Genomic DNA, 19,428 nt, shown 5'->3' with positions numbered 1-19,428 from the left:
AGGCTCGCTTTTCGCATCCATGCGAAAAGACGGTCCTGCACAGCCACCCCGCCCCACCTTCGACAGGTCCATGGTGGCCATGGATAGAGCGGGGGGTTGGAAGGGGGGAAAGATGGGGTCAGAGTCCTTTCGCGCAGCGAAAGGACTCTGACCCCTGCCTTTGTTCTTCCTTTTTTTTCGCGGGTGGCGGTCCCCGGAACCTGTCAGGGGGGCGGGCGGGTGGGGTCTGCAGGACGCTGAGCCGCATGGATGCGGCGACGCAGCCTACATGGACGTACTTGCGGCGTGTCCTGCAGATCCCACCCGCCCGGCGCCAACCAACTGCAGCTCTGAACCAGCCACCCGCGAGGGGGTCTCACCCGTTCGCAGTCCGCTCCCGCACCGGCCCCTGCACCGCCTCATCGGCCGCCCTGCGCAGCTTCGGCAGCAATCGCAATGCCAGCGCAATCTGCGTGCGGATCAACTGCAGCTTCGGTGGCATCGCATCGTCGAACTGCTCCAGTTGCTCTGCAAGACCGCGGTCACCCTCGCCGTCATCGTCCACGATCGGCTGGCGTTCGGCCAGCGCGCTGGCCAGCTGCTTCAGTGACTGCTGCACGCGTTCGCCGGCGGACCACGCCAGTGGGTCCTGGGCGAAGCTGTCGACCTGGTCGCGATGCGCGCCCAGTGCGGACAGATGGCCCAGCAGCGTGTTGGACAACGCCAGGAAGCGGAAGCTCGCATCGAGGTTGCGGCGGACATGGCCGGGCTCACGCAGCATGTTCGACAACGCCGTGGAAAGCGCTGCGTCGGCATTGTGCATGTCGCGTCGCGCGATGCGGTAGGCAAGATCATCGCGCATGCCGCTGCGGTACTGGCCCAACACCGCTTCCAGGTAGCGCGCGGCACTGTCCAGTACGCGCGCCAGCACGTTGTTGAGCTGGCGCCCCTGCCAGTCCGGCAGGATCAGGAAGGCCGCAGCGGCGGCGATCGCGCAGCCGAGCACGGTGTCCACCATGCGCGGCACGATCAGCAGGAAGCCATCGCCGATCAGGTTGAAGCAGGTCAGCGCCATCACCGTGATCGCGCCGGACGCCACCAGGTAGCGGTCGGTACGGGTGAAGAAGAACAGCAGCGCAGACAGCAGCGCGATCAGCAGTTGGCTGTGCAGATCCTGGAACAGCTGCAGCAACGCCCAGGTCAGCACCAACCCACCCAATGTGCCGGCGATCCGCTGCGCAAGCCGTTGCCGGGTAGCGCCGAAGTTCGGTCGGCACACGAACACGATGGTCAGTAGTACCCACGAACCGTTCTGGAAATTGAACAGTGAGATGGCGGCGAAGCCCACGACCAGTGCGATGGCCATGCGCAGCCCATGGCGGAACAACACCGAGCCCGGGGTCAGCTGCTGCCGCAGGCGCGTGGCCATCTCGCGCAGCGTGTGCGGGTTGTTGTCGCGCAGCCGGGTGTCGACGTTGTCCAGCGTGGCGTCCGAATTCTCGGCGTCCAGCAGGCGGCGGCCGATGCTCTGCAGGTTGTGGACCAGCAGGTCCAGCGAGGCCAGCAGGCGGCGCCACTGCGGACGATCCTGCACGCGCAGGAAGGCCAGCGAATCGACCAGGTCGCGTGCCGCCTGCTGGTTGCTGTCGCCGTATGCGAAGGGGCGGCGCACGCGGATCGCTTCGCCCAGGCGGGCGCACGCCTGGCCCTGCAGGTCCAGCAGGCGCTGGCAGCGGTACAGCACGTCGCTGTGGAAGAACGCATCCACCAGCGCCCCGTACGGATAGTGCGAGGAGCTGGCGCGCTCGTGGAAATCCTGCGCGGTGTAATACAGGCGAAGGTACAATCCGGAGTTCACCGCAGGGCGTCCGGAGCGGCCGAAACGGGCCAGGATCGCGGTCTTGGCGATGTTCAGCGCTTCGACCACGCGGCGGTTCTGTTCAGCCAGCGCCAGCTGCCTGCGTTGCAGGTCGGCCTCGCGCACGGGCTCGAACAGGGTGGCCTTCAACTGCAGGTAGCGGCCCAGTTCGACATACAGCCGGGCCACCCGTTCGCGCACCGGACGGTTGGCGAACAACGCGGTCCACAGGATCGACAGCAGGCCGTACCAGGTCGCCCCTGCCAGCAGGTGGCTGACTGCGTCCAGCGCCGTACGCCAGTCACCGGCGCCATGCTGTTCCAGCCCGATCATGGTGTAGATGGCCAGGGTCACGGTGGCCTGGGCGATGGAGGCGTAGCGCTCACCCAGCCCGCCAAGCAGGGTCAGGCAGAAGGTGGACAGCGCCAGCGCGCTGATGAACACCCACGGCAGCGGGAACAGCCATACGACCGCGGCGGCGGCGATGCAGAAGCACAGCAAGGAAAGCACCACGGCCTTGGTGCGGCCCCAGGCGTTGTCATCGGTTTCGGCGATGGCGCTGGCGATGATGCCGAGGAACACGCCGGGCAGTGCGGGCAGCGCGTCGAGGTGCCAGCACACGGCCATCGCCGTGCTCAGGGCAATGAAAACACGCAGGCCATAACTGGCCTTCTCGTGCGCCCACAGGCGGCTAAGACGGGATTCGCGGGCGGACATGCGGGCTCGGCAGCAGCATCAGCCTCCATTATCGTGAAAAAAGGGGACGGAGGGGATTAAGTCGCATTCGGCCGCCTATGGTCGAATGCGACTTAATCCCCTCCGTCCCCTTTTTTCAGGCGCGGGCGGCGCGCCTGAGTTGTTTCTTCTCGCGGCGACGGGTGCGCCAGCTGCGCCAGTGCTGGGCCAGGCAGGAGAAGATCACGTACAGCGCCGGGGTGCTGAGCAGGGTCAGGCTCTGCGAAAACAGCAGGCCACCGATCATCGCGATGCCCAGCGGGCGGCGCAGTTCGGAGCCCTCGCCGATGCCGATGGCCAGCGGCACCGCGGCGAGGATCGCCACCATGCTGGTCATCATGATCGGGCGGAAGCGCACGATGCTGGCTTCGCGCGCGGCTTCCAGCGCACTCTTGCCGTGCTCGCGCTGGGCCACCACCGCGAAGTCGATCATCATGATCGCGTTCTTCTTGACGATGCCGATCAGCAGCACCAGCGCGATCATCGATATCACCGACAGTTCGGTGTTGGTGCCGTACAGCGCCAGCAGCGCACCGACGCCCGCAGCGGGCAGGGTCGACAGGATGGTCACCGGGTGGATCAGGCTTTCGTACAGCATGCCCAGCACCAGGTACACGGTCATGATCGCGGCCATCACCAGTACCAGCATTTCCATCGGGTCCGAATCGAAACCGAATCCACCGCCCTCAGCCAAGCGGATGTCGCCGGGCATGCGCATGCCGGCCACGGTGCTGTCGATGATCGCCTTGGCCTCGCCCATGCTGGTACCGGGCGCCAGGTTGTAGCTCAGCTCCATCGTGGTGTACTGGTTTTCGTGGGTGATCTGCGAAGGCGCCAGCCCGGGGACCTGCTCGGCCACCGCAGTGAGCGGCACCATCTCGCCATTGCCCGCACGCACGTACACCTGGTCCAGGGCACCCGGGGTTGCGGTCTGCTCGGGCAGCGCGTTGACCACCACGCTGTACTGGTTGATGTCCGAGTAGATGGTGGAAATCTGGCGCTGGCCGAACGCACCGTACAGCGCACCGTCGATGGCACCTATCGAGATCCCCAGGCGTGCGGCCTTGGCCCGGTCGATGACGATGTTCTGGCGCAGTCCGGCATCGTCGACATCGGTGCCCACGTCGGCCAGCTTCGGGTTCTTCTTCAGCACCGCCTGCAGCTTGGGCAACCACTCCTGCAGCTGCGCCAGGTCGTTGCCCTGCAGTGACACGCGGTATTGCGCGCCCTGGCTGGAGCCACCGCCATCGTTGCTGGGCAGGTCCTGGATGGCGCGCAGGCGCAGCTGCAGGTCGGGGTAGCGGTCGGCCTTGGCGCTCAAGCGCGACAACGCCTGCGCGGTGGTTTCGCGGCGGCCGTCCTTGCGCGACTTCAGTTCGATGTTGAACTGCGCGCTGGAGCCCTGCCGGCCACTGCCCAGGCGCACGCCGACGGTCTTCACCGCCGGGTCGGCCATCAGCATGTCGGTGATGCGGCGCTGGCGGTTGACCATGTCTTCGAAGGAGACCGTCGCGCTGGAGTTGGCACGGCCCCAGATCAGGCCGGTGTCCTGCGGCGGGAACGCGCCCTTCTTGACCGCACCGAACAGGAAGATCGTCACCCCGATCAGGATCAGCGGGGTCAACGACAGCAGCAGCGCATGGCGTAGCGAGAAATCCAGCAGGCGCGTATAGACGCGCAGCATGCGGTCGTGCCCGGCATCGAGCCAACGGCCGAAACGGGTCGGCTTGCCAGCATCGGCGTGCGGGTCCAGGAAGCGGCTGCACAGCGCTGGCGTCAGCGTCAGGGAGATGATCATCGACACCACGATGGCTGCCACCAGGGTGACGGTGAACTCGCGGAAGAACGCGCCCATCATGCCTTTGGCGAACAGCAGCGGGATGAACACCGCGACCAGTGAAGCGGTGATCGAGACGATGGTGAAGCCGATCTCGCGCGCGCCGGTGAAGGCCGCCTGCATGCGCGGCATGCCCTCGTCCAGGTGGCGCATGATGTTTTCGATCACCACGATCGCATCGTCGACCACGAAGCCGATCGCGATCACCAGCGCCAGCAGGCTCAGGTTGTTCAGGGTGAAGCCAAGCGCGTACATCACCAGCGCCGCACCGGCCAGCGACAGCGGCACGGTGACGGCGGCGATCAGCGTGGGCGCCAGCCGGCGCAGGAACAGCGCCATGGTCAGCACCACCATCGCCAAGGCGATCAGCAGCGTGATCTGCACCTCGTGCAGCGAGCCGCGGATGGTCGGGGTGCGGTCGAAATACGGGGTCAGCGTGGTGCCCGGCTGCAGGTAATCGCGCAGGGTGGGGATCTGTTCCTTGACCCGGTCCACGGTCTCTACGATGTTCGCACCGGCGCGGGTGAAGACATACATCACCACGGCGGGTTTGTGGTTGAACCACGCCGCCTGGTAGGCATCCTGCTGGCCGTCGTAGACGTTGGCGATGTCCTGCAGGCGGATGATGCGCCCGTCCGCGCCGGTCTTGATGATCAGGTTGGCGAAGTCCGCCGCGCGTGCCACCGAATCGTTGGCGATGATCGCGGTGGTGGTGTTGCCATCTGTGAGGAAGCCGGTGGGCGAGGTGACGTTGGCCGCGCGGACCGCATTGCGCAGGTCATCGGCGGTCAGCCCCAGGGCATTCATCAGTCGCAGGTTGACGTCCACGCGCACCGCCGGCGTGGAGGCGCCGGCGATATCCACCGACGACACCCCGGTGATCTGGCGGATGCGCTGGGCCAGCAGTGAATCGGCGACGTTGTACAGGTCGTCGGCCGACTGCGTTTCAGAGGTCAGCGCGATGGCGATGACCGGGTCGTCGTTGGGGTTTGCCTTGGAGAACATTGGCGACCCCAGCCCGGACGGCAGGTCGGCCTGGGCCGAATTGATCGCCGTCTGCACGTCCAGCGCGGCCGAATCGATGTCGACATCGCTCTGGAAGATCATGAACACCAGCGAGCTGCCTTCCGAGCTCGACGAGCGCATGCGGTCGATCCCCGGCAGCTGGCCGAGGTGGCGTTCCAGCGGCGCGGTGACCGTGGAGGCCATGGTCGAGGCATCGGCGCCGGACTGGTTGGCATGCACGAAGATCACCGGGATCTGGATGTTCGGCAGCGCCGACACGCCCAGTTTCAGGTAGCAGATCAGGCCGATGATGAACAGGCCGATCGCCAGCAGCGCGGTGCCGATGGGGCGGCGGATGAAGGGGCCGGAGATGTTCAATGCCACGCTCCCGCCAGCACGTCGGTCATGCTCACGCCTGCGGCTCCTGCAGCGGTGGCTCCTGTACCGGATCTCCGCCGCGACGTGCCGCACGCTGCTCGCGGCGTCGCGCCAGCCATTCGGAGAACCGCTCCATGTACAGGTAGATCACCGGCGTGGTGTACAGCGTCACCAGCTGCGACAGCAGCAGCCCGCCGACGATGGCGATGCCCAGCGGGCGGCGCAGTTCCGAGCCGATGCCGGTACCCAGCGCCAGCGGCAACGCACCCAGCATCGCTGCGGCGGTGGTCATCATGATCGGGCGGAAGCGCAGCAGGCAGGCACGGCGGATCGCCTCGTGCGCGTTGGCGCCGGTGCGCCGTGCTTCGATGGCGAAGTCGACCATCATGATGCCGTTCTTCTTGACGATGCCGATCAGCAGCACGATGCCGACGATGCCGTCCACCGACAGGCTCAGGCCGCTGAGCATCAGTGCCAGCAGCGCACCGACGCCGGCCGGCGGCAGGGTGGAGATGATGGTGATCGGGTGGATGTAGCTTTCATACAGCACGCCCAGCACGATATAGATCACCACCAGCGAGGCCAGCAGCAGCCACACCACGTCGGTCTGGCTGCCGGTGAACTCGGCGGCCTTGCCGATGAACTGTGCATGCACCTGCGAGGGCAGCTGCAGTTCGGCCTGGGTCTCTTCGATGGCCTTCACCGCAGCGGACAGCGAGTAGCCCGGGGCCACGTTGAAGGAGATCGTCACCGCCGGCAGCTGCTGCTGGTGGCTGACCACCAGCGGGGCACTGGTCACCTTGCTGTCGGCCAGTGCGGACAACGGAATGATGCCGCCGCCACCGACGGTGATGCCGGTGTTCTGGTTGCCGATGCCGGTGGCCGTGGACGAGTTGGACGAGGTCACCTGGCCGAAACTGGTGGCGTTGGTGCCGGTCAATGCGCCCGTGCCGTTGGAGGCCACCGCCAGCTGTTCCATCAGGGCAGTGCTGGTGCGGAACTCCGGCGCGACTTCCAGCACCACGCGGTACTGGTTGAGTTCGGTGAAGATGGTGGAGATCTGGCGCTGGCCGAAGGCATCGTAGAGCGTGTCGTCGATGGTCTGCATCGGCACGCCCAGCACGCTGGCCTTGTCGCGGTCGATGTTCAGTTCCAACGCGCGGCCCTGCGTGGACAGGTTGTTGTCCACGTCAGCCAGCTCCGGGCGCTTGCGCAGCGCTTCGGTCATGCGCGTGGCATGGGTGGCCACTTCATCGGCCTGCACGTCGGACAGCACGAACTGGTAATCGGTGGCGGCCACGCGCGTGTCCAGGGTCACGTCCTGCACCGGCTTGAGGTACAGCGCGATGCCGGGGATGTCACGCACGGCGTCCTGCAGGCGCGGCAGGATCACGTCCATGCCGTCGCGCTCGCCGCGCTCTTTCAGCACGATCGACAGCTGGCCCTGGTTGAGCGTCGGGTTCATGCTGCCGGCGCCGATGAACGCCGACACCCCGGTCACGTCCGGATCCTTGCGCAGTGCCTCGGCCACGGCCTTGGTGCGCTGTTCCATCTGCGGGAAGGCTACGTTCTGGTCGGCCTGGACCACGGCGGTGATCATGCCGGTGTCCTGGTCGGGCAGCAGGCCCTTGGGGATCAGCAGGTACAGCACCACGGTCAGCACCAGCGCAGCGCCGGCCACCGCCAGGGTGATCGGCTGGTGGGCCAGCACCCAGTCCAGGCTGCGCTCGTACAGCCCGACGGTGCGGCTCCACAGGTTCTGCCTGCCGGCCGCCGCCGAGCGCTCATGCGCGTCTTCGCCTTCCGGCAGTTCGTCCGGCTTGAGCAGGTAGGCGCACATCATCGGAGTCAGGGTCAGCGAGATCAGCATCGACAGCGTGACCGCGATGCTCAGCACCCAGGCGAATTCATGGAACAGCCGGCCGGTGACACCGGGCATCAGCAGCAGCGGCAGGAACACGGCCACCAGCGAAACGGTCAGCGACAGCACGGTGAAGCCGATCTGGCGGGCGCCGATCTCCGCCGCTTCCTTGCCGCTCTTGCCCTGTTCGATGTAGCGGACGATGTTCTCGATCATCACGATCGCATCGTCGACCACGAAGCCGGTGGCCACCACCAGCGCCATCAGCGAAAGATTGTCCAGCGACATGCCGGCGAAGGCCATCACCGCGAAGGTGCCGGCCAGCGACAGCGGTACCGCCACCGAGGGAATGATGGTGGCCCACAGGCGGCGCAGGAACAGGAAGATCACCGCAACCACCAGTCCGATGGTCAGGATCAGGGTGAACTGCACTTCATGCACCGAGGCGCGGATGGTTTCGGTCCGGTCGGAGAAGATCTCCAGGTGCACGTCGGCGGGCAGCACGCCCTGCAGCTGCGGCAGCAGGGCGCGCACGCGCTCCACCGTCTGCACGATGTTGGCGCCGGGCTGGCGGCGCACTTCCAGCAGCACCGCCGGCTTGCCGTCGGCCCACGCCGCCAGCTGGTCGTTCTCCACCCCGTCCACCACGTTGGCGACGTCGGAAAGGCGCACCGGCGCCCCGTTGCGGTAGCTGATGATGGTATCGCGGTACTCGGCGGCACTGGTCAGCTGATCGTTGGTGCCGATGCTGTAGGACTGGGTCTTGCCGTTCAGCGAGCCCTTCGGCGCACTGACGTTGGCCTGGGTCAGCGCGCTGCGCAGGTCTTCCAGGGTCAGGCCCATGTTGGACAGCTGCGCCGGATTGACCTGGATGCGCACGGCGGGGCGCACGTTGCCGGCGATCGACACCAGCCCCACGCCCTGCACCTGCGACAGGCGCTGGGCGAGAATGGAATCGGCGTAGTTGTTGACCTCGCGCAGCGGGCGCGTATCGGAGGTCAGCTTCAGGGTGACGATGGCCGCATCGGCCGGATTGACCCGGTTGTAGACCGGCTGGTAGGGCAGCGAGGAGGGCAGGGTGGCCTGGCGGATCGCCGCCTGCACGTCCTGCGCGGCGATGTCGATGTCCCGTTCCATCGAGAACTGCAGGATGATCGTGGACAGTCCGGCCGACGAGTCGGAGGTCATCAGCTCCAGTCCGGAGATCTGCCCGAACTGCCGTTCCAGCGGCGTGGTCACCAGTGATGCCATGGTGGTGGCATTGGCACCGGGATACTGCGTGGTGACCACCAGGCTGGGCGCATCGATTTCCGGCAGCGCCGATACCGGCAACTGGCGGTAGCCGAGGATGCCGAGCAGCAGCAGGCCCGCCATCAGCAGCGAGGTGGCGATCGGGCGGCGGATGAAGAGGGTCGAAAAGCCCACGGGCGGATCCTTGCTGGAACGTCATGACAGCGCCGGCAGAAGTGCCGGCGCCGGTAACTCAGGCGATCGCCGCGCTCAGCGCGGACCACCGCCGCGGCGGCCGCCGCCGTTCTGCTGCTGTGCCGCCTTCAGTTCGGCTTCGGTCGGCGCGGCCGGGGTCTCGCCCGGCTTCAGCGCGTTGACCTTGGCGCCCGGCTTGAGCCGGAACTGGCCTTCGCTGACCACCCGCTCGCCGCCCTTCAGGCCTTCGGTCACCTGCACGTGGCTGTCACCGACTTCCACGCCGCTGCGCACGGTCTGCATCTTGACCGTGTTGTCGGCCTGCACGACATAGACGTACTCGCCGTCCGGGCCGCGCATCACGGCCTGGGTCGGGATGACGATGCCGCCGCCGATGGTGCGCAGCTGCAGCCGCACGTTGACGAACTGGCCGGGCCACAGGATGTTGTCCTGGTTGGCGAACAGGGCGCGCGCGCGGAAAGTCCCGCTGTCGCTGCTGATCAGGTTGTCCACCACGTCCAGGGTGCCGTCGCCGCTGATCACGTGCGCATCGGTGCGGTCCAGCGCGGCGATCTGCACCGCGCCGGCCTGCTGCGCGGCGCGTACGTCGCCCAGCTGGCGCTCGGGCAGGTTGAACACCACGTGGATGGGGTGCACCTGGGTCAGGGTGACCAGGGCAGTGCCGGCGCTGACCACGTTGCCGGCGTCCACCGCACGGATGCCGGCCACGCCGGTGATCGGCGCGGTGACCCGGGTGTACTGCAACTGCACCTGGGCGGCGCGCATGCTGGCCTCGTTGGCGGCCACCGCGCTCTCGTACTGGGCCACCTGATTGCGCTGGGTATCCAGGTCGGTCTTGGCAACGTACTGCGCATACTCCGGTGCGCTGGAGCGCTGGTAATTGGAGCGTGCGGTGGCCAGCTGCGCCTGGTTCTGGCGCTTGGCGGCAGCCGCCTCGTCGTAGCTCGCCTGCGCGCTGCGCGGGTCGATCACCGCCAGCACGTCACCCTTCTTCACTTCCTGGCCTTCGCGGAAGTTCAGGCTCATCAGCTGGCCGCCGATCTGCGGACTGACGGTGACGGTATTCATCGCGCTCACCGTGCCCAGAGCGCTGGCGTACACCGGCACGTCCTGGCGCTGCGCTTGGACCACGGTCACCGGTACCGGGCCGGCGTCGGCCGGCGGTCCACCGCGCTCAGCGCTCGCGGCGGCGTCGCCGGACGATTTTTCCTTGCCACCACCGGCCATGCGCAGGCCGATGAAGACGACCACCAACACTGCCACCACCAGCAGCACGATCTTCCACAAACGCGACATTCCAATCACTCCTGGGGGCTGGGCCGGGCAAGGCGCACGGCTGGCAAGGTGCCAAGCATACCTGCGGGCGGTGCCGCTGCCTGCATGCCAAAAGGGCCGGATGCTCCGACCCTGCCAGCGGCCGAAGGTTCCCGAAAGCGACAGCTTGGCCTACATTCAAGCGCAACCCTACCGTGGAGATCCCGATGCCCCGTCGCGCGCTGCTGTCATCCGCCCTGCTGCTGGCCCTGCCGATGCTTGCCCATGGCCAGGCCGCCGAGCGTCCCGAAGTGGCCGCTGCCGCCGAGCGCCTGCAGGCCCAGGTAGTGGAATGGCGTCGCGATTTCCACCAGCATCCGGAGTTGTCCAACCGTGAGGAGCGCACCTCGGCCGAAGTCGCCAAGCGGCTGCGCGCAATGGGCCTGAAGCCGAAGACCGGTATCGCCCACCACGGCGTGGTGGCGATCATCGAAGGCGGCAAGCCCGGCCCGAAGATCGCGCTGCGGGCGGACATGGACGCGCTGCCGGTGACCGAGCAGACCGGGCTGCCGTTTGCCTCAAAGGCCACCAGCACGTACCGCGGCCAGCAGGTCGGCGTCATGCATGCCTGCGGCCATGATGCGCATACCGCCACGCTGCTGGGCGTGGCCGAAGCGCTGGTGGCGATGCGCAAGGACCTCCCGGGCCAGGTCATGCTGATCTTCCAGCCCGCAGAGGAAGGCGCGCCGCCGCCGGAAGAGGGCGGTGCGGCGTTGATGCTGAAGGAAGGCGTGTTCGCCGATTTCAAGCCGGAGGCGGTGTTCGGCCTGCACGTGTTCTCCAGCGTGCAGGCGGGCAAGATCGCCGTGCGTGGTGGCCCGCTGATGGCGGCCTCGGATCGTTTCGGGATCAAGGTGATCGGCCGCCAGACGCATGGTTCGGCGCCATGGAACGGGGTGGACCCCATCGTGGCCACGGCCGACCTGATCGGTACTGCGCAGACCATCGTCAGCCGTCGCACCAACCTGTCCCAGCAGCCGGCGGTGGTGACCTTCGGGGCGATCAACGGCGGCATCCGCTACAACATCATCCCCGACGAGGTGGAGATGGTCGGCACCATCCGCACCTTCGACGAGGGCATGCGGCAGCAGATCTTCGCCGACCTGCGCAACGTGGCCGAGCACACCACGGCGGCGCATGGGGCGACGGCGGTGACCGAGATCTACGAGGCCGAAGGCAACCCGGCCACGGTCAACAACCCGGAGCTGACCGCCCGCATGCTGCCGAGCCTGCAGGCGGTGGTGGGCAAGGACAATGTGTACGAGCCGCCGCTGCAGATGGGCGCGGAGGACTTCTCGCTGTTCGCCCAGGAAGTGCCCGGGATGTTCTTCTTCGTCGGTTCCACCAGCGAGGGCATCGACCCGGCCAAGGCGCCGGCGAATCATTCGCCGAAGTTCCTGCTGGATGAGAAGGCGCTGGATGTCGGCCTGCGGGCGTTGCTGCAGGTCAGCCTGGATTATCTGCACGGCGCGCCTGTCCAAGGGTGAGTGTTTGCCGGCACTTGCTCAAGTGCAAAAGCGAACGTCAAGAGCTGCAGGGCTGTTGCGTTGGCGGGGCGGGGTGGGTTCGTGGGAATCGCCGCAAGTACGTCCCTGTAGGCTCGCCATCCGCTTGCTCGCCGGTGCAGTCCTGCACAGGCGGCAAGACCTGCGCTGGGCTCCTGCCCAGCGCGTCCGGCGCATGCGCCGGACCCATGCGGATGAGCGTTCCCACCAACCCACCCCGCCCCACCTTCGACGGGTCCATGCAGAGTCATGGACAGAGCGGGATTGGAAGGGCTGGAGAAAGACAGGGCTCGTCAGGTGAAGGGAGCCCCTGAGTCAGGGGCGGCCGCGAAGCGGCGGGGTGTGGGTACTGGTGAGACGGGGCCCACGGTTTGCGCAGCAAAGCGTGGGAGCGGCAGCGCGAATGCGATGACGTGGACCCGCGCCATGGATGGCGCGAAACGAGGCCCGCAGGATGCGGCTTCTGCCGTCCCCCGACCAGCCCCATCACCCGGCCCACTTCCCGCTGCGGCTTCAAATAGCAGCCACCCGCGAGGGGGCCTTACCCGTTCGCCAACCTCAGTAGCGCATGATCGGCGGCACGGTGCAGCTGGCGATCTGCGCGTGGGCCGACACGGCGTTCTCTTTCTCGCCGCGCGCCAGGCGCGCCTGCTCGATCGTGGCCCAGTGACGACGGCACAGCGGACCGGTTTTCGATCCGAGCTGCAGGGCCTGGTGCGCGAACTGTTCGGCCGGGGCCCATTGGCCCTGCAGCAGCGCGATCTCGGCGCGCTCCTGCAGCACCGCCGGATCTTCAGCAACCAGGCCCAAGGCCTGGTCCAGATGCGCTGCCGCAGCCGCCAAGTCACCGGCCTGGCGCTGCGCGTGCGCCGACTGGCGCAGATCGTCGACCTGCGGATCGCGCAGCGGCGCCACCGATACTTCCTTGTCATCAGGACCTGCGGCGGCCTCGACTGCGGCCATGCGCTGGGCGGGCGTCGTGGTATCCACTGGCGCCACCACCGGCGGTGGCGCGCTGACACAGGCAGCCAGCGAGGCGCTCAGCGCCAGCGCAACCAGGGACACGCGCAGGGTACGGAAAGACATGGCACTTACCTCGGGGACGTCGAAGGCGCTGGCTGCGCCGAAGGTTCTGCGGGAGCATCCGGCTTGGGATCCAGGCCGAACCAGCTGCGCCAGCCCCCACCCTGCTGGCCGCCCTCTTCGGGCAACGCGGCAGGCGGGGCACAGGACGCGTACGCTGGCGCATAGCCGACCACGAACGGGAAGCGGCGTGCGCCGGGACAGCCCGCATCGGTGGCGCCGGTTCCGGTGGCTTCGACGTACTGGTAGTCCAGGCCCTTGTCGCTGACCCGCAGCGGCGCGGTCGGCAGGCGCGAGAAGATGCCCGACCAGACCCGCATCGCGCCGGTGGCGCCGAACAGGCCCGTCTGCTCGTTCTGGTCGTTGCCCATCCACACTACCGCCAGGTGGTCACCGGTGTAGCCGGCATACCAGCTGTCACGGCCGTCGTTGGAGGTGCCGGTCTTGCCGGCCGCCTGCAGGCGCGCCAGGCCATCGGCGTTCAGGCGCTGGGCGGTACCGCTGGACACCACCTGCTGCAGGCCGATGCTGATCAGGTTGGCGGCAATCGAATCCCCTTCCTGGGCCGGTGCCGGAGTCTTGTCATAACGCTTGAGCAGCTTGCCCTGCGGGTCCAGCACGCCACGCACGGCATGCAGCGGCTGTATTTCACCGCCGGATGCCAGGAACTGGTACAGCTGGGCCATCGCATACGGGCTCTGGTCGGTCGCGCCCAGGATCACCGCCGGATTCGGGTCGGCCTTGATCCCGGCCAGCACGTGAATGAGCTGGGTGACCCGCTCCGGACCCACCTGCATGCCCACCCGCACGGTGGCCTGGTTGTACGAATGTGCCAGCGCATCGACCAGCCGGACCGTGCCGTGGCTGCGGTTGTCCGCGTTGCCCGGGGACCAGTTGCGGTTGCGCCCGAGGTTCACGGTGACCGGGGAATCATCCACCCAGCTGGCCAGCGAGTAGCGATCCGGCTGGGCAAGCGCAAGCAGGTACACGAACGGCTTGAGCAGCGAGCCGACCTGGCGCTGTGCCTCGATGGCCCGGTTGAAGCCCGGCGCGGAAACTTCGCGGTTACCCACAACGGCCAACACGTCCCCGTTGTGCACGTCGGTCAGCACCAGGCCGGCCTGGATCTCCGGCCGTTTCTTGTTCTCCAGCGATTTCACGGTGCGGGTCACCGCGCCTTCGGCGTAAGCCTGCGCGGACGGCGCCATGCCACTCATCACGCTCATCCCTGCGCCCTGCAGCACCGACTCAGGGTAATCATGGCCGAGCTGGCGACGCACCAGGTCGATGTAGGCCGGGAACCGGTTGGCCGCCACGATGCCGGGATTCTTCGGCACGCCCAGCGGCGCCTTCACGGCGCGCTGGTATTCCGCATCATCGATCAGCGTGGCCTCGTGCAGCTTGCCCAGCACGAAGTTGCGCCGGTCCAGCGCGCGCTCCGGATTGCGCCGCGGATCGTAATAGGACGGCCCCTTCACCAGGCCGATCAGCAGCGCGATGTGCTCGCTTTCCAGCGATGACAGGTCGCGCCCGAACCAGAATTCGGCACCCGAGGACATGCCATGGATGGCCTGGCTGCCGCGCTGCCCCAGATACACCTGGTTGAGGTAGGCCTCGAAGATGGTGCGCTTGTCATACCGCGCTTCCATGATCAGCGCGAACAGCACTTCGTTGAACTTGCGGGTGAGGGTCTGTTCCTTGCCGATGCCGAGCAGGCCGCTGCGCGCCAGCTGCTGGGTCAGCGTGGAAGCACCCTGCCGGCTCTGCCCACCGGACCGCACCGTCACCCACACCGCGCGGGCGATGCCGGACAGATCGATGCCGTGGTGGCGGTTGAAGTCCTTGTCTTCCACTGCCTGCAGGCCGGTGACCAACAGGTCCGGCGCCTCTTCCATGCGGATCAGGCGGCGCTCTTCCTGCTTCTGCCCGTACAGCGTGGCGATGCGGGCCGGATCCAGGCGCGCGGCCTTCAGTGCCTTGCGCCCTTCGGCATCACGCAGCGAGGCGATGCTGCCACCGGACAGCGTCAGCTCCACCCGTCGCGGCGCCACGCGGCCGTCAACATCGTTGTAACCACGACTGGAAATGGTGAAGCGCGAGCCCTTCACCGCGTAGGTCGCCGGCGCCTCGCCGACGCCGTCATCGCGGTACGCCGACGCGGCCAGTTCGGTCTTCAGCGTGGCCGCGTCCATCGCCTTGCCCGGCAGCAGGACCAGCGGACGCGCGTACACCCGCGTGGGGATCTGCCAGCGCAGCTCCCCGAACCGCTGGGTGACCTGATGGTTCAGGTACACCGTATACGGGATCAGGAAGCCCAGCCCCAGCGCAACGGCGGCCATGCTCCAGGTGATCAACCGGCGGCGCCAGGGCGAAGCGCCGGTGTCGTTGTCGTCGTCGAGATCGTCGATGTCGTCGGAATCGTAGCGTCGGGGCACAGGCAGGGCGCGATATTTGAATGCGCCGAGTCTACCCCAGGCCCCGCGAACGCTGCCTGTTCCCGTCCCCGCCGTTGGGTTCAGTTCAAGCTGGCAGACGACGCCGCAGCGCGACCAGGGCCGCAGCGTGCAGAGCCGCGCAGGGCCCACGCCAGCCCGCACCGGCCCAGCTTGCCGCCACCACGCGGCCGATGAGGCGCGTCAGGTCGTGCAGAACCCAGCGCCACTCCACCTCCGCCTGCCGATATAGCAGCAAGCGCGAAGCGGCCATCCGCCAGCAGATCGCCTGCAGACCGGTCCAACGCGGCGGCGCCAAGCAGACCCCTTGCCGCTGCAGCGTCTGGTCCAGTACCGCAAAGCGTTGCTGCATCCGCGCGCGGCCTTCCCTGCTCAGAAGATCCAGCCGCCGGATGCGCTGCAAAAGGGTTTCGCGCCGCGCGCCGATGTGGTTGCCGGCATGCTGGCGATAGTCGATGGACGCAGCGCGCTGGACATCCAGACCGCCATGCAGCGCCGCGATCAGGGCCAGCCATTCGTCGTGCAACCACGCACTGGGCATCGGCATGGCCAGAGCCAGCAGCTCCCGCCGTAACGCACAGGTCGCACCGGTCACCACATTGCGCAGCAGCAGCGCATCCACGGGCAGGGCCGAACGCTCCAGGGAAATCTCCGCTGGATGGATGCGCAGGGTGTCGAACAGACTGGCAGACATGACGGTACCGGTGGCATCCACCAGGCGCGCGTCGGCATGCAGCAACAACAGCGAGTGGTCGGCGGCGAACGGGCCCAGGCAATCCTGCACGCGCGTGGGATGCCAGCGGTCATCCTGGTCACACAGCAGGATGATGTCGGCCGTGGCGCGCTGGAGTGCTGCAGCGAAGTTCTGCACACAGCCGAGCGTGCGCTGATTCTCCAGCAGTAGCACGGACACCCCCTGCCGGCGTGCACGCTGGGCGAAGGCTGCAAGTATGGCCGCCGTTGCATCTGTCGACGCATCGTCAGCCAGCACGATCTCATCCACCGACCGGGTCTGCCCCAGGATACTGTCCAGCTGCGTGGCGAGATGCCGCTCGCCGTTGAAAGCACACAGTACGACGCCTACGCGCGGCGCCGACGTGGAACCTGGCGCACTGCTGCGCATGATGGATACCCTTCCTCGTGGTGAGGAAAGTGACGGTATTCAAAATGACTTGTAGAAACGGCGCATAGCGCGTCATCAAAGGCCATCTCGATCACAAAGGATGATCGGAGGGGCAACAGTGTCCGTCATGCGCGCATTACGCGCGTACCCTATAGGCTGACTCAATAGGATGAGTATCCTTCGCGCCGCGCTTTCCGCCTCGAGCGTCAGGCAGCGCAGTCAGCCCGGCAGTCCACCGCTGCGGCCCGCCACGCCGTCGCGCAGTCCCTTGCACATGAACACCAGCCGCTGCCAGCGCGCCGGAAGGAACAAGGCGTTGCCGATGAACTTGAGCACCAGTCGCGGCACATCCTGAGCGATCCATACCCGCGGGGTATAACCGCGGCGATACAGCAACACCCGGTTGCGCATGATGAAATACAGGCGGAACGGTTTGTGTACGATCACCCCGTCCTGCTTCACCCGTGAAGCGAGCAGCTGCTCACCGATGCTGTGCGCCATCTGCGCATCGCATATGCCGTGCAGGGACAGCCCCGCACGCTTGGCACGAAAGCACCAGTCCATGTCGATGTTATCGATGAACAGTGCTTCGTCCATCGGTCCGATCCGCACCAGTGATTCCACCGGAACGAGCGAACCGGAGGTGATCAGGAAATCGCAGGACACCCGCTGGCCTGGCCCGCCGCGCAGTTTACGGTTGAACGGAAATCCAAAGCGCACGAACGGCGCCAGCTCGCCGCTGCGCGCATCGCGGAACTGCGGCCCCACCGCCGCCACGTCACCGCCCTGCTGCAGTTCGACCAGCGCCGCACCCAGGGTGTGCACCATGCCTTCGGCCAGCACGCTATCCTGGTCCATCATCAGCACGTGCAGGAAACCCAGTTCGCGCGCGCGCTCGCAGGCCCGGTTCAACGCAGCGCCCAGGCCGACGTTGAGCGCCGATGGCATCACACTCACGCGGCGATGTCCCGCCAGCAGGCCGGCCACGTCCACCCCACCGCTGCCGTTGTCGAACACCACCACGTGTCCCACCTGAGGAACCACGCTTGCCACTACCTGCTGCAGCAGCGCGGGGTCCGGCCCATGGGTCACGATCACCGCGCAGGTAGACTGCGCGTCGAAACGCGCTGCATGTCCTTGTCCGTCCGCATGGCGGACCGCGTTATCGGCAAGAGGGACAGCAGCAGGCATGGAAGACCGTGACAGATGGATGCAGCGGCAGGACTATAGCGGACACGGCCAGCGGCCGACAGCGCAACGGCTCAGCGCGGAAGCCCACCTGCCTGGAGAACCCGCGCCTCGAACGCAGGAAGTTCAGCAAGCGCGGGCTGCAGTTGGCGGGCCTGAAGGGCGGCGCGCGCCGCGAACCGGACATCTCCACTACCCAGCCGTTCACTGCCGATGGCAACCCAGCGCAGGGCAAGGCGGTTGCGTGCCACCCCCAACCCGGGATCGGTCGGCGCCAGGGTCTGCCACGCCTGCAGGCAGCCGCCGGCCGCTTCGACCCGGTTCTGCCGCAGTGCGTCTTCGAAGCAATGGCGGCTGGCCGGCAGCAGGCGCTTGGCCGCCGCAACGACACGCCGGTCGTCCGGGGCGAGCGACTGGGCTTCGCGCAGCGCGTCGTAGGCACTGGCACCGGGCGGGGCGATCAACTGTCCGCGCGCCTCGGCCTCGCCCAACTGTTCCAGCAGGCGCCCGAGCTGCTTCGTGCTGGCACCGGGACGCACACCGCTGCCGCGCTGTGACTGCCTTGCCAGGCGGGCACGCTCTATCTGCTGGCGGGCCGCCGTGAGCTCACGCGAGGCTCCCTGCAGGCGTTGCGCATCGTCAAGCCGCGCCGCGGCCTCATCGAAGCGGTAATCCGCCGCCAGGCGCTGGCCTTGCTTCAGCAACGCGGCGGCCAGGCGCCCGCGCTGGAGGGCAACGGCCGGATCTTCCCCCGCAGCGTCCAGCGCAGGTTGCAGCTGCGCCAGAGCAGCGTCCAGCCGGCCACGCTGCAGCTCACGGGCGGCCTGTCGCGCACGCGATTCCAGCGCGCGCGACAGCGCCTCCTGGCTGGCCGGAAGGTCGGCATGGCCCGGATCATAATCACGTGCGCGCCGTAACAGCCGGGCGGCCTGTTGCACATCGCCGCGCTCGCTGGCCGTGCGTGCACGCAGCAGTAGATCGCTGAGCGCGTCTTCACGCGCCTCCAGCGCCGCCACGTCCAGAGGACGCAGTTCGAGCACGCGCTGGAGCAGCGGCAGCGCATCCTCCGGGGTGTCGTCCAGCCGTCCGGCAGCCAGTGCCTGGCGCGCCTGGCCCAGCAGCACGTCAAGCCCGGCGCCTGCTGCCTGTCGGTCGCGAAGCTGGCGCGCAAGGGCCTCGCTGGCCGGCTGTGGCACCTGCAACTGCCGCGCCAGCGCAAGCGCTTCGGCGGCCGAACCCAGGTCGTCCCGGGCCAGCGCGTTGGCGCCCCACCGCAGCGCCGCCGCGCCGGTCCGCGCCAAGCCCTCGCGTGCCTGGCTGCGGTCGCCATCCAGCGCCAGTGCAGCCTGGAAATACTCGCGCGCGCCACTGCCATCGGCTGCGCTCAGGCGGCCCGCCAGCAAGGCATGATCGCCCTGCTCCAGCAGCTGCTGGATGCGCGGCTCATCCCAGAACCAGTCGGCCAGCGGCCTTCGCAGCAGGATCAGGGCGAGGAACAGCACGACGGCAGCCAGCAGCGCCCAGCGCCAGATCCTGTGCGTGTGCCGTGCCTGCAGCCACCACCAGCGCCCTTCCCGGCGTACGCGCTGCAGCGCATCGTGTCCCGGCCCGCCTGCGCGACGCGAATTCCTTTCCATGTGCGAAGACTAGCCCGGATGACGTG

General features: G+C 67.5%; 10 protein-coding genes. 1 reads left to right on the top strand and 9 read right to left on the bottom strand.

What is annotated here, in order from left to right; genetic code table 11:
- Positions 1-355: 355 nt before the first annotated feature.
- From yccS to H9654_RS16555, 4 genes are all read right to left on the bottom strand, one after another.
- Complete coding sequence (yccS, locus tag H9654_RS16570) at positions 356-2,554, bottom strand: YccS family putative transporter (protein ID WP_191771833.1); 2,199 nt, start codon at positions 2,552-2,554, stop codon at positions 356-358.
- A 115-nt stretch (positions 2,555-2,669) separates the two neighbouring features.
- Complete coding sequence (locus H9654_RS16565; RefSeq protein WP_191771832.1) at positions 2,670-5,792, bottom strand: efflux RND transporter permease subunit; 3,123 nt, start codon at positions 5,790-5,792, stop codon at positions 2,670-2,672.
- Positions 5,793-5,823: 31 nt separating this feature from the next.
- Complete coding sequence (locus tag H9654_RS16560; protein WP_191771831.1) at positions 5,824-9,078, bottom strand: efflux RND transporter permease subunit; 3,255 nt, start codon at positions 9,076-9,078, stop codon at positions 5,824-5,826.
- A gap of 75 nt (positions 9,079-9,153) precedes the next feature.
- Positions 9,154-10,395, bottom strand: coding sequence for an efflux RND transporter periplasmic adaptor subunit (locus tag H9654_RS16555; protein WP_191771830.1), 1,242 nt, complete (start codon positions 10,393-10,395; stop codon positions 9,154-9,156).
- A 185-nt stretch (positions 10,396-10,580) separates the two neighbouring features.
- Between H9654_RS16555 and H9654_RS16550 the strand changes: the two genes are divergently transcribed.
- Positions 10,581-11,900 (top strand): M20 family metallopeptidase, encoded by a 1,320-nt coding sequence (locus tag H9654_RS16550; protein ID WP_191771829.1) that lies wholly within the window; start codon positions 10,581-10,583, stop codon positions 11,898-11,900.
- Positions 11,901-12,476: 576 nt separating this feature from the next.
- Here the strand turns inward: H9654_RS16550 and H9654_RS16545 are convergent.
- The 5 genes from H9654_RS16545 to H9654_RS16525 all read right to left on the bottom strand — a co-directional run bounded on the left by H9654_RS16545 (position 12,477) and on the right by H9654_RS16525 (position 19,402).
- A complete protein-coding gene (locus tag H9654_RS16545; RefSeq protein WP_191771828.1) occupies positions 12,477-13,004 on the bottom strand; it encodes a hypothetical protein in 528 nt (175 codons plus the stop codon).
- 5 nt (positions 13,005-13,009) lie between these two features.
- Entirely contained in the window at positions 13,010-15,436 is a 2,427-nt protein-coding gene (gene mrcB, locus H9654_RS16540; protein WP_191771827.1) for a penicillin-binding protein 1B, read from the bottom strand.
- A gap of 85 nt (positions 15,437-15,521) precedes the next feature.
- Entirely contained in the window at positions 15,522-16,577 is a 1,056-nt protein-coding gene (locus H9654_RS16535) for a glycosyltransferase (RefSeq protein WP_191771826.1), read from the bottom strand.
- Positions 16,578-16,796: 219 nt separating this feature from the next.
- A complete protein-coding gene (locus H9654_RS16530) occupies positions 16,797-17,768 on the bottom strand; it encodes a glycosyltransferase family 2 protein (protein WP_191771825.1) in 972 nt (323 codons plus the stop codon).
- Between the two features lie 71 nt (positions 17,769-17,839).
- Positions 17,840-19,402, bottom strand: coding sequence for a hypothetical protein (locus tag H9654_RS16525; protein WP_191771824.1), 1,563 nt, complete (start codon positions 19,400-19,402; stop codon positions 17,840-17,842).
- Positions 19,403-19,428 lie beyond the last annotated feature (26 nt).

The sequence above is a fragment of the Stenotrophomonas lacuserhaii genome (assembly GCF_014836545.1).
Lineage (GTDB): Bacteria > Pseudomonadota > Gammaproteobacteria > Xanthomonadales > Xanthomonadaceae > Stenotrophomonas > Stenotrophomonas lacuserhaii.
Note: the sequence above shows the minus strand (reverse complement) of the source record. Positions and strands in the feature narration are given on the sequence as shown.